The organism is Zobellella denitrificans, assembly GCF_002407485.1.
GTDB lineage: Bacteria > Pseudomonadota > Gammaproteobacteria > Enterobacterales > Aeromonadaceae > Oceanimonas > Oceanimonas denitrificans.
This window is the reverse complement of record NZ_CP012621.1, coordinates 3,530,713-3,544,378: the sequence shown is the minus strand read 5'-3', so window position 1 is coordinate 3,544,378 and position 13,666 is coordinate 3,530,713. Positions and strand designations below refer to the sequence as shown.

Annotated in this window: 10 protein-coding genes; 9 read left to right on the top strand and 1 reads right to left on the bottom strand. The window is 67.2% G+C overall.

Going from position 1 to position 13,666, the window contains the following annotated elements; translation table 11 throughout:
• Positions 1-36: 36 nt before the first annotated feature.
• Entirely contained in the window at positions 37-1,950 is a 1,914-nt protein-coding gene (locus tag AN401_RS16755) for an EAL domain-containing protein (protein ID WP_094040632.1), read from the top strand.
• On the opposite strand, the gene AN401_RS16750 is transcribed toward AN401_RS16755, so the two are convergent.
• Positions 1,945-2,856, bottom strand: coding sequence for a 1-aminocyclopropane-1-carboxylate deaminase/D-cysteine desulfhydrase (locus AN401_RS16750; protein ID WP_094040631.1), 912 nt, complete (start codon positions 2,854-2,856; stop codon positions 1,945-1,947). The genes AN401_RS16755 and AN401_RS16750 overlap by 6 nt on opposite strands.
• 181 nt (positions 2,857-3,037) lie before the next feature.
• Between AN401_RS16750 and AN401_RS16745 the strand changes: the two genes are divergently transcribed.
• The 8 genes from AN401_RS16745 (at position 3,038) to tldD (ending at position 13,640) form a co-directional block, all read left to right on the top strand.
• Positions 3,038-4,081: a rod shape-determining protein gene (locus AN401_RS16745; RefSeq protein ID WP_094040630.1), complete on the top strand. Its 1,044-nt coding sequence runs from the start codon at positions 3,038-3,040 to the stop codon at positions 4,079-4,081.
• A gap of 36 nt (positions 4,082-4,117) precedes the next feature.
• Positions 4,118-4,990, top strand: coding sequence for a rod shape-determining protein MreC (gene mreC, locus AN401_RS16740; protein ID WP_096779967.1), 873 nt, complete (start codon positions 4,118-4,120; stop codon positions 4,988-4,990).
• Positions 4,987-5,475, top strand: coding sequence for a rod shape-determining protein MreD (gene mreD / locus AN401_RS16735; RefSeq protein WP_094040628.1), 489 nt, complete (start codon positions 4,987-4,989; stop codon positions 5,473-5,475). The genes mreC and mreD overlap by 4 nt, the downstream gene beginning before the upstream one ends.
• A gap of 2 nt (positions 5,476-5,477) precedes the next feature.
• On the top strand, positions 5,478-6,053 hold the full coding sequence (locus tag AN401_RS16730) for a Maf family protein (protein ID WP_094040627.1): 576 nt from the start codon (positions 5,478-5,480) through the stop codon (positions 6,051-6,053).
• Between the two features lie 69 nt (positions 6,054-6,122).
• The gene (rng, locus tag AN401_RS16725; protein WP_094040626.1) at positions 6,123-7,592 is read left to right on the top strand and encodes a ribonuclease G; all 1,470 of its coding nucleotides are present in this window, start codon (positions 6,123-6,125) and stop codon (positions 7,590-7,592) included.
• A complete protein-coding gene (locus tag AN401_RS16720) occupies positions 7,592-11,350 on the top strand; it encodes a YhdP family protein (protein ID WP_096779966.1) in 3,759 nt (1,252 codons plus the stop codon). The genes rng and AN401_RS16720 overlap by 1 nt, the downstream gene beginning before the upstream one ends.
• A gap of 20 nt (positions 11,351-11,370) precedes the next feature.
• Positions 11,371-12,198, top strand: a complete 828-nt coding sequence (locus tag AN401_RS16715) for a carbon-nitrogen hydrolase family protein (RefSeq protein ID WP_096780397.1) — start codon at positions 11,371-11,373, stop codon at positions 12,196-12,198.
• Positions 12,195-13,640 (top strand): metalloprotease TldD, encoded by a 1,446-nt coding sequence (gene tldD / locus AN401_RS16710; protein WP_094039218.1) that lies wholly within the window; start codon positions 12,195-12,197, stop codon positions 13,638-13,640. Before AN401_RS16715 ends, tldD begins: the two co-directional genes overlap by 4 nt.
• Positions 13,641-13,666 lie beyond the last annotated feature (26 nt).

The following is a 13,666-nucleotide window of genomic DNA, read 5'->3' as shown; positions in this document are numbered from 1 at the left end:
AAAACCGGGAGCCTCCGGCTTTATCAGGGATCAGGAATGAAATTTACCAGTCAGTTTATTGCCACTATCACTCTGTGCGTGCTGGCGGCCGTGCTGATGGTGCTGGTGGGGGCCGGGATCAGCTTCTACCAGATGGGCTCCGCCTATCAGCAGCGGCAGGTGGACGCCGTGGTCCGGCTGGTCGACGAAGGCTGGCGGGCCGGCACCGAACAGCAGGACAGCATAGACCGCTGGCTGCCGGCCCTGCTCGACGTCAACGACATCATCGACTTCTCGGTGCTGGATGGCCAGCGTATCCTCTACCGTTACCAGGCGGAGAGCCGGCTGTCGGCCAGTGAACTGTCCCTGGAATACCGCCGAAACCTGATGGCGCATCCGGATCTCAGTGTGCGCCTGGTGCTGCGTCCCCCTTTCTACGATATCGATCACTCCCTGGCGGCGGTCTCCGGGCTGACCGCCGCCATCCTGCTGGTGTTCGTCGGGCTGCTGTTCAGCCTGCGCTGGTTCCGCCGCCAGCTGCGTGGCGCCGAGCTGCTCGATCTGCGCGGCCAGCTGATCCTGGACGGCAAGCTCGGACTGCTGCAGCACAATCCCCAGGAGGAGTGGCCACACCATGCCAGCCAGGCCCTGGACAAGCTGCTGCGGGAGTTGAAGGATGCGGGCAAGGAACGCAGCCGGTTCGACACCTTTATCCGCGCCAATGTGTTCGTGGACAAGAAGATCCGCATCGGCAACCGGGTGTTCTTCGACAACCGCCTGGATGCCGCCCTCAACGATCCGGCCAGCCATTCGGGGGCTCTGCTGCTGGTGGAGTTGCAGGATCTGGAATACATCAACTACAACCTGGGCTACGAGCGGGGCGACGAGCTGCTGTCGTCCGCCTCCGTCTACCTGGGGCACCTGATCCGCCGTTACCCGGGCGCCCTGCAGGCCCGCTATACCGGCAACACCTTCGCCCTGCTGTTTCCCAACCTGGTGGAGAGCGAGGCGCTGGAGGCGGCGCGCCAGGTGATGAAGCTGCTGCAGCGCCTGCACTGGCCCGACGACATCCGCGAGCCGGCGCTCTTTATCGGCGGCGTCTGCTTCCGCTATGGCGAACCCCTGAACCAGGTGGAGGAAGAGGCCGAACTGGCCCTGCGCAGCGCCGCCCTGCAGGGCGGCGACGGTTACTTCATGTATTACAAGGGCGTCACCGAGGAGAACAGCGGCAAGGGCACGGTGCGCTGGCGCACCCTGCTCGGCCGCCAGCTGGAGCAGGATCTGATCCGGCTGGATCGGCAGGGCATCTACACCGGGGAGCAGCCGGAGCCGGTGATCCACGAACTGCTGGCCCGCATCCACGATGAGCAGGGCCGGGAGCTGTCGGCCGGGCACTTCATTCCCATGGCGGAAAAATGCGGCCTGCTGCAGGAGCTGGACAGGGCCATCATGCTGCGCTGCCTGACCCTGTTGCAGGAGGGCGATCGACGCTCCACCCTGGCGGTGAACATCTCCGCCGCCAGCCTGCTCAACCGGGGTTTTCATCGCTGGCTGATCTTCGAGCTGATCCAGTTGCCCAAGTCCCAGCTGTCCGAGCTGGTGATCGAGCTGTCGGAAGCCCAGGTCAGCCGCCACTTCCAGGCGCTGATCAAGCCGCTGCGGGCGCTCAAGGCCCTGGGCTGCCGGCTGGCGGTGGATCACGCGGGCCAGGACGTGGTCAGTACCCAGTACATCAGGGACTACGAGCTGGACTACCTCAAGCTGCATCCCAGCCTGGTGCGCGATATCGACCACAAACCGGTCAACCAGATGGCGGTGCGCAGCCTGGTGGGCAACTGTGCCGGGGGCCGTACCCGGGTGATAGCGGTGGGGGTGGAAACCCAGGCCGAGTGGGAATGCCTGCACCAGTTGGGCGCCTACGCCGGCCAGGGCTATTACTTCGCCCGCCCGGAGCGGTTCGAGCTGCTATAGGCCGCCGCGCGCGCCCTGCAGGCCGCCGGTGTGTAGAAAAATCAGGGAGCTGCCGGAGGGATAGCAGCCGGCTTCGATATCCCGGAACAGCCCCAGCATGGCCTTGCCGCTGTACACCGGCTCCAGGGGAACCGCCAGCGCGGTGGCCAGCTCAAGGATACGCCGTCTGTCCTCGGCCGGGCATTTGGCGTAGCCGCCGCCGTGATGCTCCAGCCGCAGTCGCCAGCCGGCGTCCGCCAGTGCCGCCGGACAGAGGTCGCCGATCGTTTCCGCCAGCCAGCCGGCCCCTTTCAGCACCGCGTAGCCGGTGAGCCGGGTGCCCGCTGGTCGGGCTTCGATCAGCCCCGCCAGGGTGCCGCCGCTGGCCACCGGCAGTATCAGTTCGTCCGCCGCCGGCAGTTCCCGCCACAGCTCCGCCACCCCCGGCAGTGCCAGTCCGGTGCTGCCACCTTCGGGGATCAGGTAGTGGCCCGGGTAGTCGGCAGCCAGGGTCGCCAGCCAGTCCGGGTCCTGGCGGCGGCGATAGTCCTGCCGGCTGACGAAGCGCAGCGCCATCCCCCAGGCGGCGGCATCGCTCAGGGTCGGGTTGGCGGCACTGGCCGGCTCGCCGCGCACTATCCCCACAGTGGGCAGGCCGAGCTCCCGGCCGGCGGCGGCCAGGGCGTGCAGGTGGTTGGACCAGGCGCCGCCGAAACTGAGCAGGCCCGTCGCCCGCTCCGTCAGCGCCTGGCGCAGCACATATTTGAGCTTGCGCCATTTGTTGCCGGAAAGGCGCGGGTGCAACAGATCATCCCGCTTGATCGATAGCCGGATCCCGTGCCGCCGCAGCAGGGGATGGTGGAGTGGCTGCAGGGGCGAGGACGTCGCCCCGAGGTACAGCCGTTGCCAGGCGTGAAGATCCGACACTGAATGGACGATAAAAAATAAAACTGGGGATGATGGGCAAGTGTAAGGAACTTATCACTTTATTGAAACTCATATCCGCCGGTGGGCGGCTTTGGCCAAGGTTGCGCCTTGCTAGGAACAGGCCGCATTGGTAAAGTTAGCCGAATTTTCCGGTTTCTCAATCCAGGATCCCCTTCAGCATATGTTCAAGAAGCTCAGAGGCATGTTCTCCAACGATCTGTCGATCGATCTGGGAACGGCCAACACCCTCATCTACGTCAAAGATCAGGGCATTGTCCTGAACGAGCCCTCGGTCGTAGCCATCCGCCAGGAAAGATCCGGTTCGGCGCAAAGCGTCGCTGCCGTCGGCCACGCCGCCAAGCAGATGCTGGGGCGGACCCCTGGCAACATCGCCGCCATCCGTCCGATGAAAGACGGCGTCATCGCCGACTTCTATGTTACCGAGAAGATGCTGCAGCACTTTATCAAGCAGGTGCATGACAACAACTTCTTCCGCCCCAGCCCGCGGGTACTGGTGTGCGTGCCCTGCGGTTCCACCCAGGTAGAGCGCCGGGCGATCAAGGAATCCGCCCTGGGCGCCGGCGCCCGGGAGGTCTACCTGATCGACGAACCCATGGCCGCGGCCATCGGCGCCGGCCTGCCGGTGTCCGAGGCCACCGGCTCCATGGTGGTCGACATCGGCGGCGGCACCACCGAGGTGGCCATCATCTCCCTTAACGGCGTGGTTTATTCCCAGTCGGTGCGCATCGGCGGTGATCGCTTCGACGAGTCCATCATCAACTATGTGCGCCGCAACTACGGCTCCCTGATCGGGGAAGCCACCGCCGAACGCATCAAGCACGAAGTCGGCTCTGCCTACCCGGGCGACGAGGTGCTGGAGATCGAAGTCCGTGGCCGCAACCTGGCCGAGGGCGTGCCGCGCAGCTTCACCCTCAACTCCAACGAGATCCTGGAAGCCCTGCAGGAGCCGCTGACCGGCATCGTCAGCGCCGTCATGGTGGCCCTGGAGCAGTCTCCGCCCGAGCTGGCCTCCGACATCTCCGAACGGGGCATGGTGCTCACCGGCGGTGGCGCCCTGCTGCGGGATCTGGATCGCCTGCTGATGGAAGAAACCGGCATTCCTGTCGTCGTGGCCGATGATCCCATGACCTGCGTGGCCCGGGGGGGCGGCAAGGCGCTGGAAATGATCGACATGCACGGCGGGGATCTGTTCCATTACGATTGATGACAAGGCCGGCGCCGCCGGCCTGCCTGTCCGCCTATGAAACCGATTTTCGGCCGTGGTCCTTCCTTGCCCATCCGCCTGGCGCTGGCGGTGGTGGCCTCGTTGGCGCTGATCGTCGCCGACAGCCGCTATGCCAGCTTCAACGAGGTCAAGGTCTACCTCAATTCCCTGGTCAGCCCGCTGCAGTACATGGCCAACAGCCCCCGTATCCTGCTCGATTCCGCTTCCACCCAGCTGATGTCGCGCCAGGCGCTGCTGGCGCACTCCCAGCGGATGGAGCAGGAGCTGTTCCTGCTGCGGGACGATCTGCTGCGCCTGCGCCACCTGGAGCAGGAAAACCAGCGGCTGCGCGATCTGCTGGGTTCCCCGGTGCGCTACGACACCCGCCGCATGGTGGCGGAGATCATGGCGGTGGACACGGATCCCTTCTCCCACCAGGTGGTGATCGACAAGGGCAGCCTGCAGGGGGTGTTCGAAGGCCAGCCGGTGCTCAACGAGCAGGGCGTGGTGGGCCAGGTGATTTCCGTGGGCAAGACCACCAGCCGGGTGCTGCTGATCACCGACATCAGCCACGGCATACCGGTGCGGGTGGCGCGCAACGACATCCGGGCCATCGCCAGCGGCAGCGGCCAGCTCGACAGCCTGCGGCTGCACAACATCACCCGCAACACCGATATCCGGGAGGGGGACGTGCTGCTCAGCTCCGGCCTGGCCGGGCGTTTTCCGGAGGGCTATCCGGTGGGGCGGGTCAGCCGGGTGGGCTATGAGGAAGGCCAGCCCTTCGCCGATATCCGGGTACAGCCCTTCGCCGCCCTGGACCGGGTACGCTACCTGCTGCTGCTGTGGCCCGCGCCCAGGGTGATCGATGTGGACGAGGGCCTGGTGCAGACCGAGGAATCCCGCTCATGACCGCCTTTTCCTTCAGGGGACGGCTGGTGATCTGCACCAGCCTGCTGCTGGCGCTGATGCTGTCCATCCTGCCGTTGCCGGAGCTGATCGCCCCCTTCCGCCCCGACTGGCTGCTGGTGACCCTGATCTACTGGAGCATCGCCCTGCCGCACCGGGCCAATGTCGGCACCGCCTTCTTCACCGGCCTGCTGCTGGATTTGCTGCTCGGCTCGGTGCTTGGGGTGCACGCCCTGGCGCTGGTGATCCCCGTCTACCTGGCCGCCTCCCAGTTCCAGCGCATGCGCAACTATTCGGTGTGGCAGCAGGCCTTCGTGGTCGGCGCCCTGGCCATGCTCAACAAGCTGCTGATCTTCTGGGCCGCCTACATGAACCGGGAGATCCAGCTCGATTACCATTACTTCTGGTCCATCGTCAGCAGCATGGTGTTCTGGCCCTGGATCTTCCTGCTGCTGCGCAAGTGCCGGCGGCAGTTCGCCCTGAGCTGAAGATGGAACCGCTTTTCTACCTCGCCTCCGCCTCGCCCCGCCGCCGGGAGCTGCTGGCCTTGCTGGAGCAGCCCTTCGAACTGGTGCTGCCCGACGTCGAGGAGCGCCGCCGGCCCGGTGAAACCGCCGTCGACTACGTCCAGCGCCTGGCCCGGGACAAGGCGCAGGCCGGTGCCGCCCTGGCGCCCCGGCCGTTGCCGGTGCTGGCCGGCGACACCATAGTGGTGGTGGACGGCGAGGTGCTGGAAAAACCCGAGGGCAGGGCGCATGGCCTGGCCATGCTGCGCCGCCTGTCCGGCCGCAGTCACCAGGTGATGACCGCCATGGCCCTGGCCTGGAACGGGCGCTGCGAGGGGGTGCTGGTCACCACCGAGGTGACGTTCCGGCCGATGACGGAGGCGGAGATGGCACGCTACTGGGACAGCGGCGAGCCGGCGGACAAGGCCGGCGGTTACGGCATCCAGGGCCTGGGCGGCCGCTTCGTGGCGCGCATCGACGGCAGTTACAGCGCCGTGGTGGGCTTGCCATTGGTGGAAACCGAGGCCCTGCTGCGTTCTTGCGGCGTTTTGTCGGCCTGATCCCCACTGCGGCCGCCTGTTCTGTGGTAGCTTAAGGCTATTCCCACTTTCTCCATTGGCGGAGTTTTCATGTCTGCAGAACTGATTATCAATATGACCCCCGCGGAAACCCGGGTGGCGCTGGTGGAAAACGGTATCCTGCAGGAAGTGCACGTGGAACGCCAGGCAAGGCGCGGCATCGTCGGCAACATCTACAAGGGCAAGGTCAGCCGGGTGTTGCCCGGCATGCAGGCCGCCTTTGTCGATATCGGCGGCGAACGGGCGGCCTTCCTGCACGCCTCCGACATCGTGCCCCACACCGAGTGCGTGGACACCAAGGAGCAGGCCCACTTCCAGGCCGGCAACATCGCCGAGCTGGTGCGCCAGGGCCAGGACATCATGGTACAGGTGGTTAAGGATCCGCTCGGAACAAAAGGCGCCCGCCTGACCACCGACATCACCCTGCCGTCCCGCTACCTGGTGTTCATGCCCGGCAGCGCCTATGTGGGGGTGTCCCAGCGCATCGACTCGGAGCAGGAGCGGGAGCGGCTCAAGGCACTGGCGGCCAGCTACGTGGACGAGCTGGGCGGCTTTATCATCCGCACCGCCGCCGAGGGCATCGGCGAGTCGGAGCTGGCCCAGGACGCGGCCTTCCTCAAGCGGCTGTGGCGCAAGATCCTGGAGCGGCGCGGCAAGTACCCGTCCTGCTCCATGCTGTACGAGGATCTGGGGCTGGCATTCCGCATCGTGCGCGACTTCGTCGGCACCGAGCTGGACCGGATCCGCGTCGACTCCCGCGCCACCTGCGAGTCGCTCAGGGCCTTCGTCGACGAGTTCGTGCCCGAGCTGTCCGGCAAGATCGAGTACTACCAGGGCGAGGCGCCCATCTTCGATCTCTACGACGTGGAGAACGAGATCCAGCGCGCCCTGGACCGCAAGGTGGAGCTCAAGTCCGGCGGCTACCTGATCATCGACCAGACCGAGGCCATGACCACGGTGGACATCAACACCGGCGCCTTCGTCGGCCACCGCAACCTGGAAGAGACCATCTTCAACACCAATATCGAGGCCACCCAGGCCATCGCCCGCCAGCTGCGGCTGCGCAACCTGGGTGGCATCATCATCATCGACTTCATCGACATGTACGACGAGGATCACAAGCGCCGGGTGCTGCACAGCCTGGAGCTGGCCCTGAGCAAGGACAGGGCCAAGACCAACGTCAACGGCTTCTCCCAGCTCGGGCTGGTGGAGATGACCCGCAAGCGCACCCGGGAAAGCCTGGAGCATGTGCTGTGCGGCGAGTGCCCCGAGTGCCACGGCCGCGGGCGGGTGAAGACGGTGGAGACGGTGAGCTACGAGATACTGCGCGAGATAACGAGGGTCAACAAGGCCTATGACGCCGACAAGTTCGTGGTCTACGCCTCCAGCGCCGTGGCCAGCGCCCTGCAGGAGGACGAAACCCACATGCTGGCGGAACTGGAGGTGTTTATCGGCAAGCAGGTCAAGGTGAGCAGCGAGCCCCTTTACAACCAGGAACAGTTCGACGTGGTGATGATGTAGTGATCAGGCGGAGTCTAAGCTGGGCCTGGTTGGGCCTGGCGGCGTGCGCCGTGGTGCTGGCCCTGCTGGTGACCCTGCTGCGCTTCGGCTCCCCCTGGCTGGCGGCCTGGCAACAGCAGTGGCTGAACCGGCTGCTGAGCGAGCAGCAGCTGACCCTGGAGGTAGGGCGGCTGGGATTGTCCTGGCAGGACTACGGCCCGCTGCTGGTGGTCGACGAGGTCAGCCTGCACCGGGCCGAGGGGCCGGCCATTACCCTGCGCCGCGCCCTGGTGGATCTGCACCTGTGGCAGAGCCTGCATCAGTGGCGGCCGGTGCTGAACGAACTGACCCTGGAAGGGCTGCGCCTGCCGCTGGAGCCGGCTGCCGGCGCCGCCAGCGACGGTGATACCGATCTGGCCTTTCTGCGCCGCCTGGCGCTGGAAGGGGTAGAACGCTTTTCCCTGCAGGACGCCCTGCTGGTGTTCGGCACCCCCGAGCAGGATCTGCTCGAACTGCACATTCCCGAGTTGCGCTGGCACAACAGCCCCGGCCTGCACCAGGGCCAGGGCCGGCTCGGCTTCGGGCCCGAACCGCACCAGCAATTCAGCCTCAAGGGACGCTTCGAAGGGGCTCCCGAACAGTTGGACGGCGGCTTCTACCTGCTGGCGGATCGGGTGGACGCGGCCGCCACCATCGCCCGCATCCGTCCCGACGACGACGATATCGGCGCCGAGCTGTCCTTCGAGCTCTGGCTGGACTGGCGCCGGGGCGCGCTCGATGCCGGCCTGCTCCGCCTGGGCCAGAGCCGGCTGCACTGGGGCGAGGATCACCAGGTGGCCATCGACGGCGGCCGGGTGCAGTGGCAGCCGGCCGAGGGCGGCTGGCAACTGGCCAGCGAAGGCATCGACATCAGCGTGGACGGCGAACCCTGGCCCAGTTGGCGAATACAGCTGGATCGGCAGGATGACAGGGTGCATGGCTACCTGGATCGGCTGACCTTCACCGACCTGGCGCTGCTGGCCCAGTGGGGCGAAAGTTTCTGGCCCGGCGCCGCCCGCCAGTTGGCGGGCATCGCGCCCGAGGGCGAGCTGTCCGGTCTCTATTTTTCGTCCCGGCCGGACGGCAGCGACTGGCAGGTGCGCGGCGAACTGAACGAGGTCAGCACTCAGGCCTTCCAGTGGGTGCCCCGTACCCGGGGGTTGCAGGGCGACTTCCTGGTGACGCCGGCGCGGGGCCGGCTGAGGCTGCGCCAGCAGAACGCCGCCGATTGGGTGTACCAGTCGGCGTTCCGGGCGCCCTGGCCCATGCAGCGGCTGGATACCGAACTGCACTGGCAGCGCCAGCCCCAGGGCTGGCTGCTGTGGAGCGACCGGGTGCAACTGGAGACCCGCGACGTGGCCCTGCAGGGGTGGTTCAGCCTGCAGTGGCCGGAGCAGGGGGCGCCCCTGCTCAGCGCCTCGGCGGAGGTGGATCTGGCCCGGGCGGAGCAGGCCTTCGGCTATTTTCCCGAGCCCCTGATGGGCACCCCGCTGGTGGACTATTTGCAAGGCGCCATCCGGGCGGGCCGGGCGGAGCGGGCCGAGGTGCTCTGGTATGGCCGGCTGGACGGTTTCCCCTATGCGGACGGCAGCGGCCTGTTCCAGGCCCGGGTGCCCCTGCGCGAGGCCGAGTTCCGTTTCGACCCCGGCTGGCGTCCCCTGACCGATCTCAGCCTGGATCTGCTGTTTGAGAACGACGGTCTCTATATGACCGGCCCCGCCGGCAAGCTGGGCGAGGTGGACGCCGCCGATATCGAGGCCCGTATCGCCCCCCTGAGCAAGGCCGCCAGCCTGCGGCTCAGCGCCGGCATCCGGGGCGAGGGGCAGGCGGTGACCCATTACCTGCAGCAGTCGCCCCTGGCCGGCTCCGTGGGCCAGACCCTGCAACGGGTGCGGGTGTCGGGACCGCTGGCCGGGCGTCTGGCCCTCGATATTCCCCTCAGCGGTGGCCAGGTCGGCGTGGACGGCCGGGTCGACTTCGACCGCAACAGCGTCGACATCATCCCGCTGTCGCTGCCCTTGCGCCAGGTTCGCGGCCGGCTGGACTTCGATGCTCGCCAGACCCGCTTCGAGGGGCTTGAGGCGGAGTGGGCCGGCCAGCCGCTGACGCTGGATTACCTGGGCGAGGTCAGTGAGGACGGCTACCAGGTCGGACTGGCGCTGCGCGGTCGGGCCCTGAGCCGGGAGCTGGCCCGGCGTTACCCGCCATTGCAGGCACTGGGGGGCGAAACCGACTGGCGGGGTCGCCTGACCCTGGCCCTGCCCGAAACGGGCCGATTTTCCTATCGTTTTGAGGCGGACAGCCAACTGGACGGGCTGGCGAGCGACCTGCCCGCGCCCCTGGCCAAGGCGGCCACCGAGTCCCGGCCAGCCCGGCTGAAGGTGGATGGCGATGCCGGCCGGGCGGAACTCGAACTCGCCCTGGGCGACGACATCCGCGCCCAGGGCGAGCTGAGGTTCGAGCCCGAGGAAATCCGGGTTTCCCGGCTGTGGCTGTCGGCCGGGGGCGCCGAGTCTTCCGCCCCCCGGGCACCCCTCGATGTCGCCCTGCGCCTGCCCGAGCTGCCCCTGGACGACTGGCTGTCCCTGCTGGCGGCGGACTGGCAGCCGCAGGGGAACGGCGCTCCTGTCGGGCTGCGCTGGCCGGAACGTTACCGGCTGGCGGCGCAGGCCACCGAGGCCCGGCTCTGGCGCCAGCCTTTCAACCAGCTCGGCCTGTTGCTCGAGCCCGACGGCCAGGGACGCCGGCGCCTGAGCGTCCGGGCCGAGCAGGCCGAAGGCGAGGTGTGGTGGGGCGGTGAAGGCCCGGTCCGGGCCGAGCTGGCACGGTTGTGGCTGAACCCGGCGCCAGGTGACGAGCGGCTGGGCCGGCAGGCCGACGGCATCAGCCCGGGACAACTGCCGGCGCTCGAGGTCGACTGCCGGGACTGCCGCTGGCGCGAGTTGGCCCTGGGCCGGCTGAGCTTCCGGCTCGAGCCTCTGTCCGGGCAGAACGGGGTGCAGTTGCACGAGCTGAGCCTGGAGGGCCCGCTGTTGCAGGCCAGTGCCCATGGCCAGTGGCTGCAGCACCAGAGCGGTAACCTGAGCCGGCTGGAATGGCAGGGGGCGACGCCCTCCCTGCAGCGGCTGTGGCAGGGGCTGGGCCTGGACTCCCCCTTCAGCGAGACCCGGGCCAGCCTGGCTGGGCAACTGCGCTGGCTGGATCTGCCCTGGCGCCCGGACCGGGCCAGCCTGAGCGGCAGCCTTCAGGCCGAGACCGGGGCCGGGGTATTGACCGAACTGAGCGACAAGGGGGCCGGCCTGCTGTCGGTGCTCAGCATGGAGTCGGTGCTGCGCCGGCTGCGCCTGGATTTCCGCGATGTGTTCGAGCAGGGATTCTACTTCGATCGCATCAGTGCCAGCGCCGAGCTGCGGGACGGGGTGCTGCACAACGAGGATTTGCTGCTGAACGGGGCGGCCGGCGATTTGCGTGGCCGGGGGCGGGTCGACCTGGTGGCGGAGGAGCTGGACTACCGGCTCGATTTCACCCCCAACCTGACCGGCAACCTGCCGGTGCTGGCGGCCTTCGCGGTCACCCCCGTCACCGGTCTTTACGTCTTTGCCCTGTCCAAGGTGCTGGGTCCCGTGGTAGATGTATTCACTCGTATCCGTTATCGGGTCAGCGGTTCCCTGGCCCAGCCGCAAATCCAGGAGCTGGGACGGGAGCAGGAGCGCATGGAGCTGCCTGGCAATGGCGAATAATGAAGAATAAGGAGAACACCATGGAACTGGTGGCGATACAATTGAATGCCGGTCCCGAGTGGCCGGCCAACCAGGCCAGGCTGGAAACACTGCTGCGGCAACTGCCGCCGAGCCGCCCGCTCCTGGTGCAACTGCCGGAAAACGCCGTGGTGTTCGGCGGTCGGAAAGCGGCCTGGCAAGTGGCGGAACCCCTGGGCGCGGGGCCGGTGCAGGAGACCTTTTCCCGCTGGGCCCGTGAGCTGGGGATCTGGCTGGTGGTGGGCTCCATACCGACCCGGATCGAGGGCAGCGACAAGCTGCACTCCACCAGCCTGGTCTATAACGATAAAGGGGAGCGGGTGGGCCACTACCACAAGGTGCACCTGTTCGACGTGGAGGTGGCCGATGGCCACGGCCGTTATCAGGAGTCGGCCACCTATGCCTCCGGCGATGCGCTGTGCCTGATCGACAGCCCCTTCGGCCGCCTGGGGCTGTCCATCTGCTATGATGTGCGCTTTCCCGAGTTGTACCGGGCCCTGCGCGAACAGGGCGCCGAGATCCTGATGGTGCCCGCGGCCTTTACCCGGGTCACCGGCCAGGCCCACTGGCTGCCCCTGCTGCAGGCCAGGGCCATCGAGAACCAGTGCTATGTGCTGGCGGCGGCCCAGTACGGGGAGCACAGCGGCGGCCGCCAGACCTGGGGGCACTCCCTGATCCTGGACCCCTGGGGGGAAATCCAGGCCTGCCTGCCCAAGGGCGAAGGACTGATCGTCGCCCCCCTGGACCCGCAGCGGCTGGCCAGGATCCGCAGCCAGATGCCGGTGGCCCAACATGCCCGCCTGAGCGCGGTTTGGAGAAACAAAGCATGAGTATTGAACAGATCAACCGCAACCTGCTGGCCCCCAACGACCTGGACATGGCTCTGCTGGATGCCCAGCTGGCTCGTTTGTGCAGGCACCAGATCGACTTTGCCGATCTTTACTTCCAGAACAGTGTGCACGAGTCCTGGGTGCTGGAAGACGGCATCGTCAAGGACGGCAGCTACAACATCGAGCAAGGCGTGGGAGTCAGGGCCGTCAGCGGCGAGAAGACCGGGTTTGCCTATTCGGACGAGCTGACCGCCGCCGCCCTGAGCCAGGCGGTGAGTGCCGCCCGCGGCATCGCCGAGCACGGTGGCGACGGTCGTTTCCAGATTGGCCGGGAGCAGCCGGTGACGGCCCGCTACCTGGGGCTCAATCCCCTCGACAGCCTGGGGCGGGAGCAGAAGATCGCCCTGTTGCAGCAGATGGACGCCTTCGCCCGCAGCCTGGATCCGGCGGTGACCCAGGTGATCGCCTCCATCTCGGGGGTCTACGAGGAGATACTGGTGCTGGCCACCGACGGCACCCTGGCCACGGATCTGCGGCCCCTGGTGCGGCTCAACTGCTCGGTGCTGGCGGAGCGCAACGGCCGGCGGGAGCGGGGTGGCAGCGGTGGCGGCGGCCGGGTCGGCTACGACTATTTTCTGGAGGAGGTGGACGGCCAGCCCCGCGCCCTGGGCTATGTGAAGGAGGCGGTGCGCCAGGCTCTGGTCAACCTGGAGGCGGTGGACGCCCCCGCCGGCACCATGCCGGTGGTGCTGGGCGCCGGCTGGCCCGGGGTGCTGCTGCACGAGGCGGTGGGCCACGGCCTGGAAGGGGACTTCAACCGCAAGGGCTCCTCCGCCTATGCCGGCCGCATCGGGGAGCGGGTGGCATCACCGCTGTGCACCATAGTGGACGACGGCACCCTGGCCAACCGGCGGGGCTCGCTCTCCATCGACGACGAGGGCACCGCCAGCGGCTACAACGTGCTGATCGAGAACGGCATCCTCAAGGGCTACATGCAGGACAAGCTCAACGCCCGGCTGATGAAGATGGCGCCCACCGGCAACGGCCGGCGCGAATCCTATGCCCACCTGCCGATGCCGCGCATGACCAACACCTACATGCTGCCCGGCGAGACACCACCGGAAGAGATCATCAAGAGCGTGAAAAAGGGTATCTATGCGCCCAATTTCGGCGGCGGCCAGGTCGACATCACCTCCGGGCGCTTCGTGTTCTCCGCCTCTGAAGCCTATCTGATCGAGGACGGCAAACTGACCGCCCCGATCAAGGGCGCGACCCTGATCGGCAACGGCCCCGAGGCCATGAGCCAGGTGTCCATGGTGGGCAATGATCTGGCCCTGGATACCGGGGTTGGCGTCTGCGGCAAGGACGGCCAGAGCGTGCCGGTGGGGGTGGGACAGCCGACCCTCAAGCTGGACCGGATGACCGTCGGGGGCACCCAGTAACCGGGCCGGTTAATTGTTAACCAGTG